This window comes from Bradyrhizobium sp. Ec3.3 (assembly GCF_000472925.1).
In the GTDB taxonomy this organism is placed as follows: domain Bacteria; phylum Pseudomonadota; class Alphaproteobacteria; order Rhizobiales; family Xanthobacteraceae; genus Bradyrhizobium.
The window spans coordinates 168,136-190,245 of sequence record NZ_AXAS01000012.1 but is presented as its reverse complement, the minus strand read 5'-3'; the positions used below and the strand labels follow the sequence as shown (position 1 = coordinate 190,245).

Here is a 22,110-nt window from a genome sequence, read left to right as displayed (position 1 = left end):
GGGCACCGGCGGGTGACAGTCTCAGGTTGGTCGACCCGGGACAGTTCCAGCGCGAGCCCAATGGGCGTCCGGGCGCTGTGTCCGCGTTAGTTCGGCTTGCGCGGCTCCTGAATCGCCTTGAGATAGTTGACCACGGCCTCGGCATCGGCACGCTCGAAACGGAAGGTCGGCATGAAGCGGTGAATGCTGCTGTAGCCATCCTGCAGCCGCTGCACAAAGTCGGCGTCGTAGAGCTTGTTCTCGCCGAGGGTACGGAACGCCGGGGCTCGTCGGTTTCGGCTCGCGCCGGACGTGCCCACCGCGTGACAACGTGCGCACATCCTTTGCAGGAGAGCCTGGCCGTACTGCTGCTCGGCATCCAGCGCGTGGCTCGGCGTGGCGGACAGTGCGGCGACGATCGCAAGTAAGGGCAGCGATCGCTTCATGCGTCCTACCAGCGCGCCGTCGCCTTGCCGAGGACATAGAGCGCGATCAGACCCGCAGTCACCGCCGTCGAGAAGATCAGAACGTTGCGATCCCAATCGATCCGCTTTCTCTCCTCTCTGTTGAGGCTGAGGGCGGTGAACAGTGCCTTCATGGCAAACCGGCGCATCGGCGATCCTCGCTCATAGACGATGGCACGTCCGGCGAAGATCGGCTTGATGCACGTCAATGCGTCACGCGCATGCAACCGGGGGACCGGCTGCACGCGATGTCAGCTATCCGCCCCAGTTCTTGTAGGGACTGTCATACGTTGCATCGGGTTGATAGCTCGGCGCGGACAGATAGGGGGCCGGTGCCCGAGGCGGCGCATAGCCAAAACTCGACATGGGATCCCTGTACACGCGAGTGGCAGGGTCAACGGCATAGTGCCGGTGCGTGCGATGCGCCGGAGCGGCGTTGGCAGCACTCGATAGCGCGATCAGAAGGCTCAAGAGCAAGACGGGACGCATTGCGTTCTCCCCGGGTGGAACCTGATACCGACCTTAGGTGAGGTTCGCCTTGCGGCGCCGCAATCTCTCCCGGCTTCACGATCAGTCACATCGGCGGCATCGGGGGCGGCGCTGTGGCGTCAGCGGCCTAGTGCTTGCCGAACCATTCCTCGTAAATCCGCTGATACGCATCGCTCTCGCGCAGCGCGAGAAGGGCCTCATTCACGTGCTTACGCAGCGGGCTGCCGGTCGGAAAGACGATGCCGTAGTCCTCCTTATGGAAGACGCTGCCGACGGTCCGCGCCGATCCCCTGCCGTCGTGAGTTGTGTAGTAAAGCAGCGCCGGTGAATCGAAGACGACCGCGTCGACCTCCTGATTCAGCAAGGCGCCGTAGAGGTCATCGATCTTCTCAAACTCACGGACCTGAGCCCTGACCTCGTTCAAATAGATGGTTGCCGTGCTTCCCCGTGTCGTGCCGACGATCTTGCCGACGAGATCCTGCGGACTGTTGATCGGTCCCCTGATCTGCTGGATCGTCAGCGATGCGGTGAGTTGCGCCGTATAGAACGCCACGAACACCACGCCCGTGAACATCCACAGCACGGCGACGATGCGAGCGATCCAGTGCCGGGGCATTTGATCCGCCTGGGTCGCCAGCGTGCCCGCGGCCCAGAACATCGCATGGAAGATTCCCGGAAAATACCGGCTGGTTGGAATGATCCCGTTGTGATGATGCCGCTCCACCAGGAAAATCAGATGCGCCGGTATGAGGATCAGGAGCAGCGCAATGCCAAGCCAGATCAGGAGAGTGCGGGAGAAGAACAGCTCCACGAACTCGAGCAGCGGATTCGGCTCGACATTGGCGGCGGTACCGCGCACCAGGATCTGTAGTCCCGAATTCAGGATCGGTTGCGAGAAGTCGAACCTGTTCTCGCGCTCGGATGTGATCGAGATGGCTGCGATTCCGAGATCTGCCCGCCCGCTTTCCACGGCGGCAAGCAATTCGCCAACGTCGGGCGTGATGACGTACTCGGTCTCGCGATGCAGTCGCTCCCCGATGCCGTTCCAGAGCTCGATGCTGAAGCCGCTCAGGGTGCCGTTCTTCTCGATGACCAAGGGAGGGACTATTCGGGTCGCGACCCGGAGCTTGGTGGTCCCTGGCTTGGTAGTCCCCTCCTGGGCCGTGGAGCAGGAGATGCAGGCAAATAGCGCCAATGCAAGCCCGAGGGCCGCGTTGCGCGCGAGCATCTGGAACAGCCGGACGGTCCCAGCACGAAAACGGACCGCAGGATTGGCGCGAGGCTTCAAATCGTTTCCCGGTTGTGCCCTCGTTGTCAGCGTGTGCTCCGCGGTCGTGTTGGTTGCTGCGAAACGGTGGCCAGTCTAGTGCGGCAATAGGCTCTGCCGGAAGTCGCGCGGCGACATTCCGAACTGCTCGCGGAAGACGCGGCCGAAATGCGAGAGGTCATTGAAGCCCCACGCGAACGCGATTTCGCCGACCTGACGGCCTGCGAGCGCGGGTGAGGCGAGATCGCGCCTGCATTGGGCAAGACGCTCCGCAAGCACATAGCGCTGGAACGAGGTGTGCTCCTGACTGAGGAGATCGTTGACATAGCGCGGCGAGATGCCAAGCGCGGCCGCGGTATCCGACAGCGTCAGATCGGGGTCAGTGAGATGACTGCGGATATGCGCCTTCAGCCGGTAGAGCAGGGCCGAGCGATGCGTCGAGGAGGGCGGCGCCGTCTTGCCGAGCCGGTCGCTCAGCACCATGGCGACGAGATCGACCGCCTGCTCGGAAAGCGCGACGGCATGCTGCGGATCGATCTGATCGGCGCTGTGGCAAAGCCTGAAGATGAAATCGTAGGCGAGCTTTTGCAGCGGTGCGTCGGAGCCGAACGAGATCGCCGTCAGCGCCTCGGTGGCTCCGAGGCGCCGCTGCAGCATCTCGCGCGGCACCTTGAAGATGGTCTGCGTGAAGGCGTGATCGAACTTCAGCTCATACGGGCGCGTGGTGTCGTAGAGTGCGAACTCGCCGGGATGGATCACGGTCTCGCGGCCGTCCTGCACGACGCCGCCGACGCCCTGATTGCCAAGCGCGACGAGAACGAAGTCGAGATCCGAGCGGGCGATCCGCGACGGCGTGCGGAAGACGTGCTGGCGGTCCGAGCAGACATCCGAACAGACCGCGCGCCCAAGCGAAGCTTGCGTCACCGAGCCGCGGAAGGCGCTGCCGAGATCCGACTTGCAGTCGAGCTCGACGAAGACGTCGCAGACGATGTCCTGCCAGAGCGCCAGGCGCCGGTGCCCGGGGCTGCCGTCCGTCGTGAACTGGATGGTCATGCGCGGGCCTCCCTTTCACGAACTTGGATTGGCCCCCGCGCAGGGAAATTCGGTACCGCCGTCCCGGTCGAATTTTCATGCCGTGGCAGTCGAGCAGGCCTGGTCCAGCCGTGGCCCAATAGACTGCATCGGACGTCTGCCGCGATCAACCGGAAAGCGGCGCGTCCCAGTGGATCACGTGGAGGCGGGAATGGGCATCGAACATCCGAAATACAAAGTCGCGGTGGTGCAGGCGGCGCCGGCCTGGCTCGACCTCGACGCGTCCGTCGACAAGTCGATCGCGCTGATCGAGGAGGCCGCAAGAAAGGGTGCGAAGCTGATCGCTTTCCCGGAGGTGTTCATCCCCGGATACCCCTGGCATATCTGGCTGGATTCGCCGGCCTGGTCGATCGGCCGCGGCTTCGTGCAGCGCTATTTCGACAATTCGCTCGCCTACGACAGCCCGCAGGCGGAGAAGCTGCGGCAGGCCGTGCGCAAGGCTGGCCTGACCGCCGTCATCGGGCTTTCCGAGCGCGACGGCGGCAGCCTCTACATCGCGCAATGGCTGATCGGGCCAGATGGCGAGACCATTGCAAAGCGCCGCAAGCTGCGGCCGACCCATGCCGAGCGGACCGTCTATGGCGAGGGCGACGGCAGCGATCTTGCCGTCCACGACCGCCCCGACATCGGACGTCTCGGTGCGCTGTGCTGCTGGGAGCATCTCCAGCCGCTGTCGAAATATGCGATGTACGCCCAGAACGAGCAGGTGCATGTGGCGTCATGGCCGAGCTTCTCGCTCTACGATCCCTTCGCGCCCGCCTTGGGAGCGGAGGTCAACAACGCTGCCTCGCGCGTCTATGCGGTGGAGGGCTCCTGCTTCGTGCTTGCGCCCTGCGCAACCGTCTCGCAGGCGATGATCGATGAGCTCTGCGACCGCCCGGACAAGCATGCGCTGTTGCATGCCGGCGGCGGCTTTGCCGCGATCTACGGCCCCGACGGCAGCCAGATCGGCGACAAGCTGGCACCGGATCAGGAAGGGCTTCTGGTCGCCGAGATCGATCTCGGCGTCATTGGCGTCGCCAAGAATGCGGCCGATCCCGCCGGGCACTATTCGCGGCCCGACGTGACGCGGCTCTTGCTCAACAAGAAGCCGTATAAGCGGGTCGAGCAGTTCGCGTTGCCGGTCGACACCGTCGAGCCCGCGGACATCGCGGCGGCAGCGAGCTGACCAGGGATGCAGAGCGTCAGTGCCGGACGTTCAAGCGGCACGCGTCGTGCAGTAGGCAACCAGCTCGGGGTGGGCGGCGCAGATATGATGCGCGCCGGCGTCCCTGAGCTCGGTCTCGCTGCCATAGCCGTAGAGCACGCCGATCGCGGTCAAGCCGTTCTTGCGCGCGCCGACCACGTCGTGGCTGCGGTCGCCGATCATGATGGCCGCTTGCGGATCCACTTTCGCGGTGTCGAGGGCGTAGCGCAGGAGATCGCCCTTGTCGACGCGGGTGCCGTCGAGCTCGGATCCGAACACCTGCTCGAAATAACGCTTGAGGCCGAAATGATCGACGATGCGGCTCGCATAGACGACCGGTTTGCTGGTCGCCACGAACATGCGCGCGCCCGTCGCCGACAGCGTGGATAGAGTCTCCTCGATGCCGGAATACGCCTCGTTCTCGAACAGGCCGATATCGGCAAACCGCTCGCGATAGAGCAGCAGGGCCCGGTCGGCGAGCTCATCGGTTCCGGTGAGTTTTTTCAGGCTCGCATGCAGCGGCGGCCCGATACACCAGGTCAATTCGTCCTCGCTCGGGACGTGCTGTCCGAGCCGTTCCAGCGCATACTGGATCGAGCGGGTGATCCCGGGCTTCGGATCGGTCAGCGTGCCGTCGAGATCAAAATAGATTGTAGCCATTCCGCCCCGGCCTACGTTGATTATGCCGCCAGTTGCTAGTTCGCTTAGTCTCCGAGTTCAAGTCCGATATCGCCGGTACCATGCCGATGACACGAGCCCGATTTGCGCTCTGCCAGGCCGCCACCGCGCTGTTCCTGGTCGCGCCGGCAGCGGCATGGGACAATTCGCCCGCGAAGACCAATGTTGCCGTGCCGAGCGTCGAGGAGCTCGCGATGCCGCCGGGCAAGCCCGCCGAGGCGGCGCGCGAGAGCGATACACGGGAATCGATCTGCCTGATCATCGAGGCCGCCGCGCGCGACGCCAATCTGCCGCTGGAATTCTTCGCCCGCGTGATCTGGCAGGAGAGCCGGTTCCAGAGCGACGCGGTGGGGCCTGTGACGCGCAGCGGCGAGCGTGCGCAGGGTATCGCGCAGTTCATGCCGGGCACGGCGAGCGAGCGCGGGCTCCTTAATCCCTTCAATCCGGTGCAGGCGCTGCCGAAATCGGCTGAATTCCTCAACGAGCTGCGCAACCAGTTCGGCAATCTTGGTCTCGCGGCTGCTGCCTACAATGCCGGGCCGAGGCGGGTGCAGGAATGGCTCGCGGGCACCGGTCCGATGCCGGAGCAGACTCGCAACTACGTCTTCGCCATCACCGGGGCGACGGTCGACGCTTGGGCCAAGGCCGGCGCGACCGGCAAGGGGCCGCCGAATGCGCCGACGACGAGCTGTCGCGATCTGATGGCGCTCCTGAAGCGCGCGCCAAACCCGTTCGTCGCCGAGCTCGAGCAGCATGTGGAGCTTGCCGCCGCAAAAGTCTGGGGTGTGCAGCTCGCTGCAGGCTTCGACCGCAACAGGGCGCTGGCGATGTATTCCCGCGCGGTGACGCGCCTCAGCGCCGTGATCGGTGACCGCGATCCGAGCCTGCTGTCGTCCGTGATGCGCAGCCGCGGCACGCACGCCTTCTACCAGGTGCGCATCGGCGCCGACACGCGGCCCGAGGCGGATGATCTCTGCAACCGCATCCGCAAAGCCGGCGGCGCCTGCTTCGTACTGAAGAACCGGGGCGTGACGGGATAGGGGGTATCAACACCTGTCATTCCGGGGCGCCGCGAAGCGGCGAGCCCGGAATCCATAACCACCATCGTGAGTATGGATTCTCAGATGCGCAATTGCGCATCATAGCTCGCGCCCAAGGGGGCGCGCCCCGGAATGACGGCGTGTCAATGTGGCGCGCATGCCAGCCCAGCCTCGCGCTTTCTTGACGCGCGCCGCCCCATCCCCCGTTATGCAGGCACGATTCCTCTCCCGGCCAAGACCCCCCGTGGCGCTTCCTCCGCTCGATTCTCCTGAATGGCACAGTGCCTTTCGCGCCTTTGCGTGGGGGCTGCGCTCGATTACGCAGACCATCCTCACCATCGTGCTGTTCGTGACCTATCTGGGCATCGGGGCGCTGGCGCATGACACGCATTTCAGCCTGGCCTGGGCGCTGGCATCGACGCTGTTCGTCTGGGCGGGGCCGGCGCAGATCATCCTGATCACCACGCTCGGCTCCGGGGCGACCGTCATCCAGTCGGCGATCGCCGTGACTGTCAGCGCCATCCGCCTGTTTCCAATGGTGGTGTCGGTCCTGCCCTTGATGCGCACGCCGACGACAAAACGGCGCGAGCTGATCTTCGCGGCGCATCTCACCGCCGTGACGCTGTGGGTCGAATGCCACCGCTTCCTGCCGCAGGTGCCGCGCGAGCGGCGCATCGCCTTCGTTCACGGGCTCGGCTGCGGCCTGGTCTCGGTGTGCCTGACCGCCAACACGGTCGGCTATTTCCTCGCCGCCAACCTCACGCAGACGCTGGGCGCGGCGATCTTGCTGCTCACCCCGCTGTCGTTCCTGTTCTCGACCGCGCGCAACAGCCGCGAGATCGCTGACGTGGTCGCGCTGGTGCTCGGGCTCGTGCTCTATCCGCTGGCCGCGAAGATGAACAGCGGCCTCGACATCCTCGTTAGCGGCGTCGTGGCGGGCACCATCGCCTATGGCGTCCATTTCTGGCGAGAGGCGCGCGCATGAGTGGCTTTCTCGGCGACTGGCATGCGCTCGCCGTGCTGTTCGTCGCCGGCGTTATTCCCAACCAGATATGGCGCATGCTGGGCCTGTGGTTCGGCGGCGGCATCGACGAGGGCTCGGAGCTGTTGGTCTGGGTGAGGGCGGTGGCGACCGCGATCCTGGCCGGCGTCATCGCCCAGATCGTGGTCCAGCCCCCGGGCGCGCTCGCCAGCGTGCCCGATGTCTTGCGGTATGGTGCGGTGGTCGCGGGCTTCGTCGTCTTCATGCTGACCCGCCGCTCGATCTTCGCCGGCGTCGTCACCGGCGAGCTGTTCATGCTGGCCGGCAAGTGGTGGCTGGGCTAAAACCGCCAGCGAACAGCAAGGAACAGACAAAATGGTTCGCGAAAATGAGCTCCGCGAAGGCGAGGTGGCGATCGAGCTGCCGGCGACGCAGGATGCCGGCCTCGTCTTCATCGGCCGGATCCGCACGCCCTGGACCTCCCGGCTGGAGACGCCGCGGCAGGGGCGGCATGACGGCCCGGTGTGCCGGCTGGAGATCTTCGAGCCCTTCGTGCCGGCGATCAAGGGCGTCGACTTCTACAGCAATCTCGAAGTGCTCTACTGGCTCGACCGGTCGCGTCGCGACATCATCCTGCAGAGCCCGAAGAACAACCAGAACACCCGCGGCACATTCTCGCTGCGCTCGCCGGTGCGGCCCAATCCGATCGGCACCTCGATCGTCAGGCTGGTCGGCATCGAGGGCAACACGATCCTGGTGCGCGGCCTCGACTGCATCGACAACACGCCACTGATCGACATCAAGCCGGACCGTTGCGAGTTCACACCACTGGCCGCGCCGCAGGCTGGGGATTTCGAGACGGAATGAAGTCCTCTCCTCCGTCATTGCGAGGAGCGAAGCGACGAAGCAATCCAGAGTGTTTCCGCGGAGGCAGTCTGGATTGCTTCGCTTCGCTCGCAATGACGGGGGAAAGACCTAGCCCGTCTTCAGCGCCGCGATCAGCTGTGCCGCGTGTTCTTCCAGCGCCTTGCCGTCTTCCTTGCGGCTCGCGGGCGGCAGCAGTGCGACGCCGTCGTGGCGCGGCATCACGTGCATGTGCAGGTGAAACACGACCTGGCCGCCGGCCGGCTCGTTGAACTGCTGCACGGTGATGCCGTCGGCATCGAAGGCCTTCATCGCGGCGGCCGCGATCTTGTGCGCGCCACGCGCGACATGGGCGTAGTCGTCCGGCTTGACGTCGAGAATGTTGCGGGCCGGGGCTTTCGGGACGACAAGCGTATGGCCGGGCGAGCGCGGCATGATGTCGAGGAACGCGAGCACGTGCTCGTCCTCATAGACCTTGTAGCAGGGGAATTCGCCGCGCAGGATTTTCGCGAAGACATTGTTGGGATCGTAGGCGGTCATGCGGCTGCTCCTGAAGTTGCGGCCTTACTGTCATCACCTCTAAGAAGGCGTCAAGACGCCTCTTCGGCGCCCTTGCGGAACGGGCCCAACTCGGCAAGCTCGCGGCCGGCTTCCGCGACATACGCACGTTCGCGCTTGAGGTAATCGTCGATGGCACGGCGCAAGCCGGGGTCAGCGATGAAATGCGCCGAATGCGTCGTTCGCGGCAGGTAGCCGCGTGCGATCTTGTGGTCGCCCTGCGCGCCGGCTTCGACATGCATCAAGCCGTGTTTGATCGCAAAGTCGATCGCCTGGTAGTAGCAGACCTCGAAATGCAGGAACGGATGATGCTCGACCGCGCCCCAGTTGCGGCCGAACAGCGTGTCCGAGCCGATGAAGTTGATGGCGCCCGCGATCCAGCGGTGATTGCGGCGGGCCATCACCAGGACCACGTCGTCGCTCATGGTGTCGCCGATCAGCGAGAAGAATTCGCGGGTCAGGTATGGCCGGCCCCATTTGCGCGAGCCGGTCTCCATGTAGAAGTCGAAGAACGCATCCCAGGCCTCCTCGGTGATGTCGCTGCCGGTGAGCCAGTGGACGCTGATGCCGGCTGCAAGTGCGTCGCGCCGCTCGCGCTTGATCGATTTGCGGTGGCGCGAATTGAGGGTGGCAAGGAAATCGTCGAAGGACGCAAAGCCATCGTTGTGCCAGTGGAACTGCTGGTCGGTCCGTTGCAGGAAGCCGTGCTCGGCGAGCAGCTTCCATTCGGCCTCGCGCGCGAAGGTGACGTGCACCGAGGAGGCCTTGCTCACACCGCACAGCGCGATCAGCCCGCTGGCCAGGGCAGAGGCGATGCGCTCGCGATCGACGCCATCGCGGATCAGAAGGCGCGGGCCGGTCGCCGGTGTGAAGGGAACCGAGACCTGCAGCTTCGGATAGTAGCGCCCGCCGGCGCGCTCATACGCATCCGCCCAGCCGCGGTCGAAGACGTACTCGCCTTGCGAATGCGATTTCAGATAGCAGGGCACGACGCCCGCGACGCGGCCATCGAGCCTGGCAACGAGATGCCGCGGTCGCCAGCCGGTCCGTGCGGTCGCTGAACCCGAATTCTCCGCCGCTGACAAAAAGGCGTGAGAGACGAATGGGTTATAGGACGGTCTTAAGAGTCGGGCGGAATCGCCTGGGAGCTCGGATGAGGTTCCTGCGCCATGTCCGTTGCAGGCCTTGCCGGGATTGGCGCAAGCGTCCCAGTCCTCCGGCGTCACTTCGCCAATGGATGGTACGGCCTCGAGCGTGATTTCGGATGATGCCATCGCGCCCAAGATCGTGCATTGCAGCAGCGACTTCAAGAGGCGGGAACTGACGCGGCGCGAATGCGGTGTCGAGGATGACACGCAATTCCATCCGCGAGTCGTCCTGGCGAAAGCCAGGACCCATTACCCCAAGGAGAAGTTGTGGCGCAGCGCCGCCAACCACCGGTTCTTCGCGCCAACTGCGTTCGGTGGTTATGGGTCCTGGCTTTCGCCAGGACGACATTTGGGGCGCCCTACGGCACGAACCCCTCAAAGATCATCTGATCCGCACACCGCGCAGCCCGCGTCCGCTGCTCGGGTGTGCGCACGGTCCAGCCGAGCAGGGCACAGCCGAAAGCGTTGCGCGCGATCCATGGCGCCGGCGCCGGCAGATCGTCGACCTTGAAGGCGACGAAATTCGGCTGGGTCTGAAAGCCGTGGCGCAAGTACAGCATGCTGTCGCGCTGGGCTTGTGTCAGCTTCGCCCAGTACTCGTCCTCATAGGTCCGCTGCGCGACGATGCCGCGTGGGCGCGACGGCAACAGCTCGCGCAGCGCCAGCACCTGGTCCGGATCGAAGGACATGCCGACGGCCGGCCCGTCATAGGAGGCGAGCACCTCCGCCATCCGCTTCACGAGCTTGCGGTCGTCGCCAAAATGGCTCTTCACCTCGATCACAAGAGGAACCCGCCCAGCGACCATGGTGCAGAGGTCCGACAGCGACATCATCCGCTCGGACGTGTCCTTGAACTTGACGGCCCTGAGCTCAGCCGCGGTCTTCTCGATCAGCTCGCCGTTGCCCTCCGTGAGTCGACCGAGCGCATGGTCGTGATGCACCATGGCTTCGCCGTCGGCGGAGAGCTGGATATCGACCTCGATGGCGAAATTGCCTGCGATCGCAGCCTGCACCGCGCCCGGCATGTTCTCGACGATACCGCGTGAAATGTCATGCAGGCCGCGATGGGCGACCGGCCGCGCAGTCAGCCAATCCGGAGCACGCACGTCTCTTGCTCCCGGCTCAGGCGACCTCGAACACGCCTTCGACCTCGACCGCGGCGTCCGCCGGGAGCGAGGCGACGCCGACGGTGGTGCGGGCATGGCGGCCCTTGTCGCCGAAGGCCGCGACCATCAGGTCGGAGGCGCCGTTCAGCACCTTCGGTCCGTCGACGAAATCCGGCGCCGAGTTGATGAAACCGCCGAGCCGCACCACGCGCACGACCTTGTCGAGGTCGCCGAGCGCCGCCTTGACTTGCGCCAGCAGGTTGATGGCACAGCCGCGCGCCGCCGCCGCGCCCTCTTCGATGGAGACGCCGGCGCCCAGCTTGCCCTTGGCGATCAGCTTGCCGGCCGGATCGAAGCAGACCTGACCGGAAACGAACAGGAGGTTGCCGGTCCGCACGAACGGCACGTAGTTGGCCACGGGGGTGGGGGCCTCGTGCAATTTGATGCCCTGTTCCGCCAGTTTCTGCTCGACCGTGCCCGCCATGTTCCGACCTCGATGTCATCTGGAAATTCTGTCCGGCCTCAAGCCGGCCAGCGCGCCTGTTTCGCCGATTGTGCAGTGACATGCAAGGTGGCGAGGCGGCGGCCCGGGCGCCCGGCAGGGTTGCATCTTTCCGAGGCAAGGCAGCGATTTTCTGGGAAAAAGCGCAACTTTCCGTGAAGCGGCCGCAGTTGCGACGCAATGCGACGGTCATTAAAATGACGAATCTCGATTTCCCCAAGGAATATTCATGGTGCACCTTTTCCGGACGTCGCTCGGTGTCATGGCGCTCGCGGCTGTTGCTGTTGGTGCTTCCGGCGGGGCTGAGGCCGCGAATGGTCCTTTCCTCTCGCACCAGGCCCTGTACGAGCTGAGCCTGGCCAAGTCGCGCTCCAACTCGATCAACAGCGCGCGCGGTCGCATCCTCTACAATTTCGCCGGCAATTCCTGCGAGGGCTACACGTCGGAATTCCGCCAGGTTTCCGAGCTCGACAGCGGCGAGGGCAAGGTCACGCTCAGCGATCTCCGCTCCAATTCCTGGGAAGACGCGGCCGGCAAGAGCTATCGTTTCAAGATCGAGACGCGGATGAACGATACCGGCTCGAGCCAGGTCGACGGAACGGCCGAGCGCGATGGCGACCACATCAACGTCAAATTGAAGCTCCCGGTGCCGAAGAATTTCACGCTCGACGGCACGACTGTGTTTCCGACCGAGCAGATCCAGCGCATCATTGCCGCCGCCAAGGAGGGCAAATCGCTGCTCGAGCTCTCCGTCTATGACGGCTCCGACAATGGCGAGAAGGTCTACAACACGCTGACCGTGATCGGCCAGCCGATCACGGCCGATCGCGCAGCGTCCTCGCCCGATCCGTCGACGTCCGACGAGCACATGAAGTCGCTGACGCGCTGGCCGGTCACCGTCAGCTATTTCGACCGCGAAGCCCAGCAGAAAGAGGGTGAGCAGACGCCCGTCTACGCGATGTCGTTCGAACTCTACGAAAACGGCGTCTCCCGCGCGCTGGTGCTCGACTACAATGATTTCGTGATTTCCGGCGCGCTCGGCAAGTTCGACGTCAAGGACACGAAGCCCTGTAATTGACGGTCTTGAGGTCATTCCGGACTCGATGCTGCCCATCGCTCCGGAATAACGAGGCAGGGGAGGCATCGGCTTTCTCCTCCGTCATTGCGAGCGAAGCGAAGCAATCCAGAAATGCATCTGCGGAACGATTCTGGATTGCTTCGTCGCAAGAGCTCCTCGCAATGACGGTCTGGCTTTGAGCGCTGTCTCCCGCTACGCTCCCTCCCAATCACAAACGTCAGGGAGGCACCCATGCCCAAGATCGACCATCTCCGCCCGAGCGGCCTGCACCACAATCCGGCCTATTCGCACGTCGTCACGGCCTCCGGCGCGCGCACCATCTACATCTCGGGGCAGGTATCGACCGACGAGGAGGGCAGGATCGTCGGCGAAGGCGATCTCGCTGCGCAGACGACGCAGGTGATGCAGAACCTTGGCCTCGCGCTGAAAGCTGCGGGTGCGAGCTACGCCAACATCGTGAAGATCACCACCTTCGTGGTCGGCTACAAGCCCGAGCTGCGCCCCATCATCGGCAAGGCGCGCTCGGTCTTCTTCGAAGGCATGGACCCGCCGGCCAGCACGCTCGTCGGCGTCACCGCGCTCGCGGCGCCGGAATGGCTGATCGAGATCGAGGCGGTGGCGGTTGCGGATTGATTTCGACCCGTAGGATGGGTTGAGCTCTTGCGAAACCCATCGTTCTCTTGTCGGACGAGATTGATCGGTTTCGCTTCGCTCGACCCATCCTACCGGTTACGGGTGCTTCGCGTTGGACATCCCCTGCAGAACGCCCAACGCTTCATCAGCCCTGTCATCGGGCACGAACAGGTGGTCGTGAAAGAAGGCCGAAACCGCATTCACGCTGATGCCGGCTTTGCCTAGCCGCGTCGTGATCGCAGCCAGGAACCCGACCGCTTCGAGCGAGGAATGAACCGTCAGGGTGATCAGGCGCGAGGCGAACGCGTGAGGAAGTCCTGCCGCTTCGGCCTCTTCACGCCGGATCACGAGCGTGGTGCCTTCCTGTTCACGAAACGTCAGCAGCGGGTTGATACCGGCCGGAATGCTCTCGTTTGGCGGGATCGTGCAGAACACGAAGGTGCCTTCCTGCATTTCCGGCTTCATGTCCCCCAACAGCGCATTGAGATCGCGTTCGCCTGTCACGGTTGTTTGCCTTTCACGAAATTCCAACAGCTCGATATCTGAGCGCGACATGCTTCCCCAAGGTCGTCCTGGCGAAAGCCAGGACCCATTACCCCAGGGAAAAGTTGCGGCGCTGAGCTGTCAACCGCGGGCCTCCGCCAAACCGAGGCCGGTGGTAATGGGTCCTGGCTTTCGCCAGGACGACATCGAGGGATTGGCCATCGGCTATTGTTAATGCGACAGCAGATGACTCTCACTCTTGCGCCTTCTCCGGCCCGTCATACGCAATGCCGCGGATCACCGCGGCGCTGCCGAACTTTTTGCGCAGGCCGTCGATGGCGCGTTCGGCGTGGGCGGCGCGGCGGTCGAGCATGTCGGTGTCATCGGCGGCCGAGCCCGTGCGCAGCGCGCTGACGCCGGCGCCCATCAGGCGGAAGGCGGTGCCGTCGATCTCCTTGGTCAGCATCTCGCGGCAGATCGAAAAGATCTTTGCCGCCAGCTGCGTCGGCGCATTGATCGATTGCGAGCGCGTGCGCTGGCGGAAGTCGGCGGTCTTCAGCTTCAGCGTGATGGTCGAGCCCGCAAGCTCGCTGCTCTTGAGCCGTGAAGAGGTCTTCTCGCAGAGTCGCCACAAGATCTTCTCCAGCGTCGCGAAGTCGCGGATGTCGGTCTCGAACGTGGTCTCGCTGGAAATCGTCTTGGCGCCGCGGTCCGGCTCGACGCGGCGATCGTCGATGCCGCGGGCGAGCCGCCAGAGTCTGCGGCCATCGCTCGGAAACTGCCGCATCAGCTCGATCTCGTCGGCCTTCTGCAGATCGGCGATGATGCGGAAACCGCGCTGAACAAGCCGCTCCTGCGTCGCCGGCCCGACGCCGAAGATGAAGCCGACCGGCCTCGAAGCCAGCATGAGGCGCGCTTCCTCCTGGTCGAGGGGCGCAAAGCCGCGCGGCTTGTCGAGATCGGAGGCGATCTTGGCCAGAAACTTGTTGCAGGAGAGCCCGACCGACACGGTGATACCGATGTCGCGCTCGACGTCGCGGGCAAAGCGCGCCAGCACCTTTGCCGGGATCATCCCGTGAGCGCGCTCGGTGCCGGAGAGGTCGAGGAAGGCCTCGTCGATCGACAGCGGCTCGACCAGAGGCGTCAGCGCCTGCATGGCGTGGCGTACCTCGCGACCGACGCGGACGTATTTCGCCATGTCTGGGCGGATCACGGTTGCATGCGGGCAGGCTTCCAACGCCCTATACATCGGCATGGCCGAGCGCACGCCAAACGTGCGCGCGATATAGCAGGCGGCCGACACCACGCCGCGCTTGCCGCCCCCGATGATCACAGGCTTGTCCGCTATGTCAGGATTGTCGCGCTTCTCGACCGTCGCGTAGAACGCGTCGCAGTCGATATGGGCGATCGTCAGCGCGGCGAGTGCGCGGTGGCGGACGAGGCGCGGGGAACCGCAGGCGGAACAGCGTCGCGCCGACATGCCCTGGTCGGCCAGACAATCCCGGCAGAAGCAGCGGGGCCCGGCCGCCTCAGGGGTGCTCACGGCACGTCGCGCTCCCAGTGCGGATCGCCCAGCACCTGACGAGCCGCGGCGATGTTGGTCGGATGGAGTTCCGAGGCGCTCGCAAAGGCCTTCACGGTTGCGTCATCGCGCAGCACGAAATCGAGCACGCTGATCAGGAAATTCGGGTCGGAGGCCGCGTTCCGCAGCGTCTCCGGGCCGATGCCTGTCTCGGCCAGAAACAGGCCCAGCCTTTCGGGATCGCTGGCGACGAAGGACAACGCCTGAATCGCAACGATTTCAGCTACTTCGCGGGGGTTTTGAACAGGCTTTTTCAAGCGGACGGTTTGCCTTTCCGTTAACTTTCGGTCTCTAATTTGGAATCATCATGCCCGAGTCTGGTGAGCTCAGACAAGCAACTGGAAACCAAATCGCGGAAAGTTGGCCCTCGGGTTTAACGAAACTAGAGCGAATCTGAGGCTAGTTTGAATCCAGTTTTCGAAGCGCCCGCGGAAGGCGCCTGAGGCGTAACATGTCGAACTGGTCTCCTGACAATGGGGAGGGACGGGATGGCTAAGACCGTCCTGATCGTGGAGGACAACGAGCTCAACATGAAGCTCTTCCGCGACCTGTTGGAGGCGCACGGCTATCAGACCTCGGGCACCAGCAATGGCTACGAGGCGCTCGATCTCGTTCGCAAGATGCGTCCCGATCTCGTGCTCATGGATATCCAGTTGCCGCAGGTGTCGGGGCTCGAGGTGACGCGCTGGATCAAGGACGATCCGGAGCTGCGCAACATTCCCGTCGTCGCAGTGACCGCATTCGCGATGAAGGGTGACGAAGAGCGCATACGCGAAGGTGGCTGCGAGGCGTATCTTTCCAAGCCGATCTCGGTCGGCAAGTTCATTGAGACGGTCCGGCGTTTTATCGGGTAGGGAGTGCATTTCAGTGTCCGCGCGTATCCTCGTCGTCGATGACGTCCCTGCCAACGTCAAACTGCTGGAAGCCCGCCTCTCCGCCGAATATTTCGATGTGATGACGGCCTCGAACGGCGCTGAGGCGCTGGCGATCTGCCTCCGCGCCGAGTGCGACATCATCCTGCTGGACGTCATGATGCCCGACATGGACGGGTTCGAGGTCTGCCGCCGCCTGAAGACCGATCCGCTGACGCACCACATTCCCGTCGTGATGGTGACCGCACTCGACAGCCCCGCCGACCGCATCCGCGGCCTGGAAGCGGGCGCCGACGATTTCCTCACCAAGCCCGTCTCGGACGTCGTGCTGATCGCGCGCGTGCGCTCGCTGACGCGGCTGAAGATGATGACGGACGAGCTGCGCATGCGTGCCATCACCTCGCTCGAGATCGGCGTGCAGGCGCCGGAGCGCAGCGCGGTGGCCGACACCGGGAAGGGCGGCCGCATCCTCCTGGTCGACGACCGCCAGTCCTCCTATGAACGGCTGGCGTCGCTGCTTGCCGCCGAGCACACCGTCGACGTCGAGCCCAATCCGACGGAGGCGCTGTTCCACGCCGCTGAGGGCAATTACGACCTGCTGATCGTCTCGCTCGACCTCAACAATTTCGATGGTTTGAGGCTGTGCAGCCAGGCGCGCTCGCTGGAGCGCACCCGCCACGTTCCGATCCTCGCCATTTCGGACGCCGAGAGCGGCACGCGGCTGCTCCGCGGGCTCGAGATCGGCGTCAATGACTATCTGCTCCGCCCCGTCGACAAGAACGAGCTGCTCGCGCGTGCGCGCACGCAGATCCGCCGCCGCCGCTACACCGATCATCTGCGCGACAACGTGCAGAACTCGATCGAGATGGCGATTACCGACGCGCTCACCGGCCTGCACAATCGCCGCTACATGGAGAGCCATCTGGCGACGCTCGCCGAGCAGGCCTCGACGCGCGGCAAGCCGCTGGCGCTGATGATTCTGGACATCGACTATTTCAAGTCGATCAACGACAATTACGGGCATGATGCCGGCGACGACGTCTTGCGCGAATTCGCGGTGCGCGTGCGCAAATCGATCCGCGGCATCGATCTCGCCTGTCGCTATGGCGGCGAGGAGTTCGTCATCGTGATGCCGGAGACCGATCTGCACGTTGCCGGCATGGTCGCCGAGCGCCTGCGCCGCTCGATCGCGGGCGAGCCGTTTTCCGTCCACAAGGGCACCAGGCGCATCGAGGTCACGATCTCGATCGGCCTGACCACGCTGGAGCAGAAGGGCGAGGCCGTCGCCGACGTGCTCAAGCGCGCCGACACCGCGCTCTATCGTGCCAAGCACGATGGCCGCAACCGCGTGGTCTCTCAGGCGGCGTGAGGCTGGAGGCGTGGTTCAGGGCAGGTGAGGGGCGCGCTGTTCTCGCCGCCCGCTCCGCTGGCATTCCGCGCGAAAGCGGGGAATCCAGTAGCGCGGCGTCTCCGTATCCAACGACCGTCTCTGGAATACTGGATCACCCGCTCCAGTGCGCAATTGCGCACAAGGCGGGTGATGATACCGTGCGATACGGCGGCGGCGCGCGCTTGCGCTGCTCCGCGCTCGGCTCCTACGACATGGCCTGGCGCATTGGCGTTGCGGTCGGGCTTGCCGCCGGCATCATCCAGTTCGCACTGCTCCGCCCCGATCGTTGCCGACGGTGTTGCAAACGGCGTAGGCATCGTCGGCTTCTGCCCATTTGTTGGGCGAAGCGCTGCTGCGTGAAGCAGCGTGCGTGGCGCCTGTCGCAAGGCAGCAAGCTGGAATCGATGCGCATTCAGTGGGTTGAGCGAGAAGCGTCGATGGCGTGAATTTTGCTTCTTCTTAACCCAGGAATTGGAACCGTCACTGACGCTTTCCGATCTGGCGACAAGGGAAAGGCCGATAAGCCATGAGGCTGGTCGCCGCCAGTCTCCAGCCATCGACGCTCGACGACCTCATCGCGCCGAGCCGCGAACATTGTGTCCCGAAAATCCGAGCTGATCACGCTGGCCCGATCGCGCCGGCGCGAACGCTCGTCTCGCGGGTTCCAGTCAAGGCAATTGCCGGAAGACATCTCTTGCGACTTGGGAGGATGACGATGGAATCAAGAATATCCACGCGCCAAAGGCTCGTGACATTGGTGGTCGCGCTGTTGGGAATTGCGCTGCTCTACCTCGCCCTCGGCGATGTTGCTCTTGCCGAGGACGCAGCGCCGCCGGCTTGCGGCGGCAAGATCCTCGAGAAGTGCACGCCCAATCCCGGCGACACCGCCTGGATGCTCACCTCCGTTGCACTGGTGCTGATGATGACGGTTCCGGGGCTTGGGCTGTTCTATGGCGGCATGGTGCGCAAGAAGAACGTCGGCGACACCGTGATGACGAGCTTTGCGGTGACGTGCCTCGTCACGATCCTGTTCGCGATCCTGACCTACAGCCTGGCCTTTCGCGCCGGCACGCCGTTTATCGGCGGGCTCGACCGTATGTTCCTGAAGGACATCCTGAGCGACATCGGCAAGGGCGGGATCGGCAATCCCAATCCGCTCGCGGCGACGATTCCCGAAAGCGTCTACATCTGCTTCCAGATGACGTTTGCCATCATCACGCCGGCGCTGATCGCAGGAGCCTTCGCCGAGCGGATGAAATTCTCCGCGATGCTCTGGTTCATCGGCCTGTGGGCGATCTTCGTCTATGCGCCGATCGCGCATTGGGTGTGGGGCCCTGACGGGATCTTCGCCTCCGGCAACGACGCCGCCTGGGTCAAGGTGCTCGATTTCGCCGGCGGGACCGTCGTGCATATCAATGCCGGCGTGGCGGGCCTGATGTGCGCCATCATGCTCGGCAAGCGCAAGGAGACAGGACCCGCCCACAACATGGTGCTGACCTTCATCGGCGCCTCGCTGCTCTGGGTCGGCTGGTTCGGCTTCAACGCGGGCTCGGCGGTGACGGCGGGCATGCAGGCCGGCATGGCGATGCTGGTGACGCAGATCGCAACGGCCGTTGCCGGCTTCACCTGGATGCTGGTCGAGTGGTCGCTCAAGGGCAAGCCGACGGTCGTCGGCATCTGCTCGGGCGCGGTCGCAGGCCTCGTCGCTATCACGCCCGCGTCCGGCTTCGTCGGCCCGATCGGCGCCTTCGTAATCGGCATTGCCGCCGGTGTGCTCTGCTACTGGGGATGCACCGGGCTGAAGGCCATGTTCAGCTATGATGACGCGCTCGATTGCTTCGGTGTTCACGCCGTCGGCGGTATCGTCGGCGCGCTGCTCACCGGCATCTTTGCCGTCGAGCAATATGGCGGCACCGCGGGCGCGCTGGAAGGCAATCCGGGCCAGTTCATCAACCAGTGCATCGGTGTCGCCACGGTGTTCGTCTATGACGCCGTCGTCAGCCTGATCATCCTCTATGTGGTCAAGCTGTTCGTCGGCCTGCGGGTGTCGGAGGATATGGAGCGCGATGGTCTCGATCTCGCGTTGCATGGCGAGGTCGTGCACTAGAGCATGATCCGGACGACAAACGCGGAACGCGTTTGCGCGGAGAGCATGCTCAAACAACAACCTAAAGCGCGATGGTGATTCAATCTCATCGCGCTTTGGATCGCCGGCAATAATAGCGAAGCAATCCGGGCATCCGCGTTGCCCGCGGATGCACCGGCACGGGAGAGGAAACGATGACCGAGATCTTTGCGCAAGGTGACCTGCTGATCGAGCGGGTACCCGATGTGGCGCCGTCGGGTATGCTTGCTGAAACCGCCGAGGGCGCGCCGCTGGTCCTGCTGGAGGGCGAAGCCACCGGACATTGTCATGCGATCCGCGAGCGCGTGACGCTGTTTCGTGACGACGATCTGGCGCGCGACATTCCGGCCGGGCTTTATATCGGGCATCTTCTGATCGGTGCGGCCTGTGCGCGGGTGACGCATGAGGAGCATGCGCCGCTGACGCTGCCGCGGGGGACCTACCGGGTGCGCCGCCAGCGCGAGCTCGGGCCACGCGATGCACGCGTCCTTGCCGACTGAACAGGCGCTGACGGCGGAGCAGACAGCGGCGCTGGGGGATTTTCGCGCGCGGTGGGTTGCCGTCCGGCGCTCGACGGTGCCTGCCGACCGCGGCGCGGCGGCGCAAGCGGTGCAGCTTGCCTATCATGCTGCCGAACTTGCGCCGCCAGCGCGCATCGTCTGGTGCGACAGCCCGCTTACGCTGGCCACGCTTGCCGGCCGGATGTCGCGCGACGACGGTCGCAACGTCCGCTCCCTTCTGGTCGATCATCTGCGTCGAAAAGTCGATTCGCTGGTCGGAAGGCGGGTCCATCGGAAGGCGCTCGCCACTGTCGAGAGCGCCGTCAATCCCGCCGATCCCCTGGTCGCTGCCGCGACTGATGCGGTGATACGAAGCGTGCCGGAGCAGACTCTGTCCGTGCTGGGTCATCTTCGCCGCTACGGCCTGTCGTGGTCCGGCGTGCGCGAGGCGATGCTTGCACCACGGAGTTTTTCGTCCTGCGCGGTGGGGCCGCACGATTTGTCCTGGCTTGGCATCTACGATTATCTCCGCGAGGTGCTGGGCTTTCATGCCGAGACCGAGCCGCTGCGCGGACTGATGCAGCTTGCGACCAGTGTCGGCTGGTTGCAGCCGCATGAGCAGACCTGCTGGCTCGCGGAACGGCCGAACCGGTTGTGCGGTGACGCGCGCGACCGGTTGCATCACGCGAGCGGTCCAGCGCTGCGCTATCCGGACGGCTGGTCGGTCTGGGCCTGGCGCGGGGTGGAGGTGCCGCGCTGGATCATCGCGCACAGCGACAGAATCACGCTGGCCTCGATCGACGAGCAAGTGGATGTCCAGGTCCGCCGCTGCATGATCGAGATCATGACGCCGGAACGTTATATCGCGCTCGGCGGCGCCACCCGCATCGCCGAGGACGAGACCGGAATCCTGTGGCGGCGTAACTGGCTCGCCGCGGACGCCTGGGCCGCGGTGGAAGTCGTCAATGCCACGCCCGAGCCTGATGGCACGCGCCGGCATTTCTTCCTGCAGGTGCCGGCCAATCTGCGCACCGCACGCGAGGCGGTCGCCTGGACCTACGGCATGCGGACGGAGGCCTATGCGCAACTGGTCCAGAGGACATGAAAGGCTGGGGCGTGCGACGCCGTCGTCGATCAGGTCCGACGCGAGATCGCATCCGCCTGTCTTGCCAAGGCGGACGAGTGGAATGAGCCACCAGGCTTTGTTTCATTGTCCAAGCTTTTTTGCTCGGCGCGCTCGGCGACACGTGTCCCTGCGAAAGCGATGAGCAAGGAACTAACGCACATGATGTTGAGTCGATTGATCGCAGCGATAGCCTTTGGATGCGGTGCGCCTTGGATGATAAGGTAGCCGCGAGATAACTTATCGCGTCAAGATGACTGTCCGATGTTTTGGCCCAAAGCCATTTTGGGTTGTGCTAGTAATCGACTTCCCGCCAGAGCGGGACACTATCTTTTTCAGTTAATTTGGAGGGAAGATCATGCGAATACGCTACGCTTCCTATTTCTTATCAGCCGCGCTTGCCGCCGCAGCTTCGAACGCCTTCGCGGGTGAGGAGGTCCTTGAGTTCAAACTCGTCACTAAGCCGATCGACGTCAAGGTCTTAGAGGTCGCAAACGTCGAGGGACAGACGGTTGCGTCGGGCAAATTGTTTGGCGTCGCCGTCTTCAATGACGGCCGTATCGGGGTGAAAGAGTTCGTGAATACCTCGGACATGCTCAAAGGCTCGGGCTCCTTCTTCGGCTATAGCACTTACACGTTCGAGGAGGGTTCGATCACGGCGCGTTACAGCGGCTCGGCTAAGGACGGCAAGTCAAAGGGCGAGTATACGATCCTTTCGGGTACAGGTGCCTATGCGAACGCTACGGGCACAGGAACGATCGAAAGCGCGCCGAACCCGTTCAAGGGAGTCACCCTGTTAAACATCAAGCTGGTCGTTAAAACTCCCGGCACATAACAGCGTAACATCCGCAGGCTTCTGACAAGGAGGTTGACGGCTCGCGTCGGCGTTGGCGGCCAAATACAGTCGCGTCACCGCCGGTCGGTTGGCTGGATGTCTGCTTATCCGCTGATAGCGGCGGAATAGCAGAC

The 22,110-nt window shown here is 64.1% G+C and carries 26 protein-coding genes; 13 read left to right on the top strand and 13 right to left on the bottom strand.

Annotated features, from left to right (window positions below; all coding sequences use genetic code 11):
- Window positions 1-86: 86 nt before the first annotated feature.
- The 5 genes from YUU_RS0114445 to YUU_RS0114430 form a co-directional block, all read right to left on the bottom strand.
- Window positions 87-425 carry a cytochrome c gene (locus YUU_RS0114445; RefSeq protein ID WP_027523017.1) on the bottom strand — a complete coding sequence of 113 codons (339 nt, stop codon included), beginning with the start codon at window positions 423-425 and terminating at the stop codon, window positions 87-89.
- A gap of 5 nt (window positions 426-430) precedes the next feature.
- Complete coding sequence (locus tag YUU_RS60210) at window positions 431-592, bottom strand: hypothetical protein (protein ID WP_198031755.1); 162 nt, start codon at window positions 590-592, stop codon at window positions 431-433.
- Window positions 593-698: 106 nt separating this feature from the next.
- The gene (locus YUU_RS58635; RefSeq protein ID WP_156944287.1) at window positions 699-932 is read right to left on the bottom strand and encodes a hypothetical protein; all 234 of its coding nucleotides are present in this window, start codon (window positions 930-932) and stop codon (window positions 699-701) included.
- Between the two features lie 127 nt (window positions 933-1,059).
- Window positions 1,060-2,220, bottom strand: coding sequence for a transporter substrate-binding domain-containing protein (locus tag YUU_RS50895; protein WP_156944286.1), 1,161 nt, complete (start codon window positions 2,218-2,220; stop codon window positions 1,060-1,062).
- A 75-nt stretch (window positions 2,221-2,295) separates the two neighbouring features.
- Window positions 2,296-3,252, bottom strand: coding sequence for a helix-turn-helix domain-containing protein (locus YUU_RS0114430; RefSeq protein WP_027523016.1), 957 nt, complete (start codon window positions 3,250-3,252; stop codon window positions 2,296-2,298).
- Between the two features lie 190 nt (window positions 3,253-3,442).
- On the opposite strand from YUU_RS0114430, the gene YUU_RS0114425 reads away from it, so the two are divergent.
- The gene (locus YUU_RS0114425; protein WP_027523015.1) at window positions 3,443-4,459 is read left to right on the top strand and encodes a carbon-nitrogen hydrolase family protein; all 1,017 of its coding nucleotides are present in this window, start codon (window positions 3,443-3,445) and stop codon (window positions 4,457-4,459) included.
- 30 nt (window positions 4,460-4,489) lie between these two features.
- Here the strand turns inward: YUU_RS0114425 and YUU_RS0114420 are convergent, their stop codons facing one another.
- Complete coding sequence (locus YUU_RS0114420; RefSeq protein WP_027523014.1) at window positions 4,490-5,137, bottom strand: HAD family hydrolase; 648 nt, start codon at window positions 5,135-5,137, stop codon at window positions 4,490-4,492.
- 86 nt (window positions 5,138-5,223) lie between these two features.
- Between YUU_RS0114420 and YUU_RS0114415 the strand changes: the two genes are divergently transcribed.
- From YUU_RS0114415 to tsaA, 4 genes are all read left to right on the top strand, one after another.
- Window positions 5,224-6,195: a lytic transglycosylase domain-containing protein gene (locus tag YUU_RS0114415; protein ID WP_051389745.1), complete on the top strand. Its 972-nt coding sequence runs from the start codon at window positions 5,224-5,226 to the stop codon at window positions 6,193-6,195.
- A gap of 244 nt (window positions 6,196-6,439) precedes the next feature.
- On the top strand, window positions 6,440-7,180 hold the full coding sequence (locus tag YUU_RS0114410) for an AzlC family ABC transporter permease (RefSeq protein WP_027523012.1): 741 nt from the start codon (window positions 6,440-6,442) through the stop codon (window positions 7,178-7,180).
- The gene (locus tag YUU_RS0114405; protein WP_027523011.1) at window positions 7,177-7,521 is read left to right on the top strand and encodes an AzlD domain-containing protein; all 345 of its coding nucleotides are present in this window, start codon (window positions 7,177-7,179) and stop codon (window positions 7,519-7,521) included. The genes YUU_RS0114410 and YUU_RS0114405 overlap by 4 nt, the downstream gene beginning before the upstream one ends.
- Window positions 7,522-7,552: 31 nt before the next feature.
- The gene (tsaA, locus tag YUU_RS0114400) at window positions 7,553-8,044 is read left to right on the top strand and encodes a tRNA (N6-threonylcarbamoyladenosine(37)-N6)-methyltransferase TrmO (protein WP_027523010.1); all 492 of its coding nucleotides are present in this window, start codon (window positions 7,553-7,555) and stop codon (window positions 8,042-8,044) included.
- 108 nt (window positions 8,045-8,152) lie between these two features.
- Here the strand turns inward: tsaA and YUU_RS0114395 are convergent, their stop codons facing one another.
- From YUU_RS0114395 to YUU_RS0114380, 4 genes are all read right to left on the bottom strand, one after another.
- Entirely contained in the window at window positions 8,153-8,581 is a 429-nt protein-coding gene (locus tag YUU_RS0114395; RefSeq protein WP_027523009.1) for an HIT family protein, read from the bottom strand.
- Between the two features lie 50 nt (window positions 8,582-8,631).
- On the bottom strand, window positions 8,632-9,873 hold the full coding sequence (locus tag YUU_RS0114390; protein WP_027523008.1) for a GNAT family N-acetyltransferase: 1,242 nt from the start codon (window positions 9,871-9,873) through the stop codon (window positions 8,632-8,634).
- A 233-nt stretch (window positions 9,874-10,106) separates the two neighbouring features.
- The gene (locus YUU_RS0114385; protein WP_027523007.1) at window positions 10,107-10,853 is read right to left on the bottom strand and encodes a glycerophosphodiester phosphodiesterase; all 747 of its coding nucleotides are present in this window, start codon (window positions 10,851-10,853) and stop codon (window positions 10,107-10,109) included.
- 16 nt (window positions 10,854-10,869) lie between these two features.
- Entirely contained in the window at window positions 10,870-11,337 is a 468-nt protein-coding gene (locus tag YUU_RS0114380; RefSeq protein WP_027523006.1) for a RidA family protein, read from the bottom strand.
- Between the two features lie 247 nt (window positions 11,338-11,584).
- Between YUU_RS0114380 and YUU_RS0114375 the strand changes: the two genes are divergently transcribed.
- Both YUU_RS0114375 and YUU_RS0114370 read left to right on the top strand, forming a co-directional pair.
- Window positions 11,585-12,433 carry a cell envelope integrity EipB family protein gene (locus YUU_RS0114375; RefSeq protein WP_027523005.1) on the top strand — a complete coding sequence of 283 codons (849 nt, stop codon included), beginning with the start codon at window positions 11,585-11,587 and terminating at the stop codon, window positions 12,431-12,433.
- Between the two features lie 231 nt (window positions 12,434-12,664).
- Complete coding sequence (locus YUU_RS0114370) at window positions 12,665-13,066, top strand: RidA family protein (RefSeq protein WP_027523004.1); 402 nt, start codon at window positions 12,665-12,667, stop codon at window positions 13,064-13,066.
- Between the two features lie 96 nt (window positions 13,067-13,162).
- Here the strand turns inward: YUU_RS0114370 and YUU_RS0114365 are convergent, their stop codons facing one another.
- The 3 genes from YUU_RS0114365 to YUU_RS0114355 form a co-directional block, all read right to left on the bottom strand.
- Window positions 13,163-13,570, bottom strand: a complete 408-nt coding sequence (locus YUU_RS0114365; protein WP_027523003.1) for an ACT domain-containing protein — start codon at window positions 13,568-13,570, stop codon at window positions 13,163-13,165.
- A gap of 232 nt (window positions 13,571-13,802) precedes the next feature.
- Window positions 13,803-15,092, bottom strand: coding sequence for a DNA polymerase IV (locus YUU_RS0114360; protein ID WP_027523002.1), 1,290 nt, complete (start codon window positions 15,090-15,092; stop codon window positions 13,803-13,805).
- Entirely contained in the window at window positions 15,089-15,388 is a 300-nt protein-coding gene (locus YUU_RS0114355) for a DUF3572 domain-containing protein (protein WP_027523001.1), read from the bottom strand. The genes YUU_RS0114360 and YUU_RS0114355 overlap by 4 nt, the downstream gene beginning before the upstream one ends.
- A 231-nt stretch (window positions 15,389-15,619) precedes the next feature.
- Between YUU_RS0114355 and YUU_RS0114350 the strand changes: the two genes are divergently transcribed.
- From YUU_RS0114350 to YUU_RS0114320, 6 genes are all read left to right on the top strand, one after another.
- The gene (locus YUU_RS0114350) at window positions 15,620-15,985 is read left to right on the top strand and encodes a response regulator (RefSeq protein WP_027523000.1); all 366 of its coding nucleotides are present in this window, start codon (window positions 15,620-15,622) and stop codon (window positions 15,983-15,985) included.
- A gap of 13 nt (window positions 15,986-15,998) precedes the next feature.
- On the top strand, window positions 15,999-17,372 hold the full coding sequence (locus YUU_RS0114345; protein WP_027522999.1) for a PleD family two-component system response regulator: 1,374 nt from the start codon (window positions 15,999-16,001) through the stop codon (window positions 17,370-17,372).
- A 730-nt stretch (window positions 17,373-18,102) separates the two neighbouring features.
- Window positions 18,103-19,500, top strand: coding sequence for an ammonium transporter (locus YUU_RS0114335; protein ID WP_371260486.1), 1,398 nt, complete (start codon window positions 18,103-18,105; stop codon window positions 19,498-19,500).
- Window positions 19,501-19,673: 173 nt separating this feature from the next.
- A complete protein-coding gene (locus YUU_RS0114330) occupies window positions 19,674-20,018 on the top strand; it encodes a hypothetical protein (RefSeq protein ID WP_051389742.1) in 345 nt (114 codons plus the stop codon).
- Window positions 20,008-21,123, top strand: coding sequence for a DUF6745 domain-containing protein (locus YUU_RS0114325; RefSeq protein WP_156944285.1), 1,116 nt, complete (start codon window positions 20,008-20,010; stop codon window positions 21,121-21,123). Before YUU_RS0114330 ends, YUU_RS0114325 begins: the two co-directional genes overlap by 11 nt.
- A 376-nt stretch (window positions 21,124-21,499) precedes the next feature.
- Window positions 21,500-21,976 (top strand): hypothetical protein, encoded by a 477-nt coding sequence (locus YUU_RS0114320; RefSeq protein ID WP_027522994.1) that lies wholly within the window; start codon window positions 21,500-21,502, stop codon window positions 21,974-21,976.
- Window positions 21,977-22,110 lie beyond the last annotated feature (134 nt).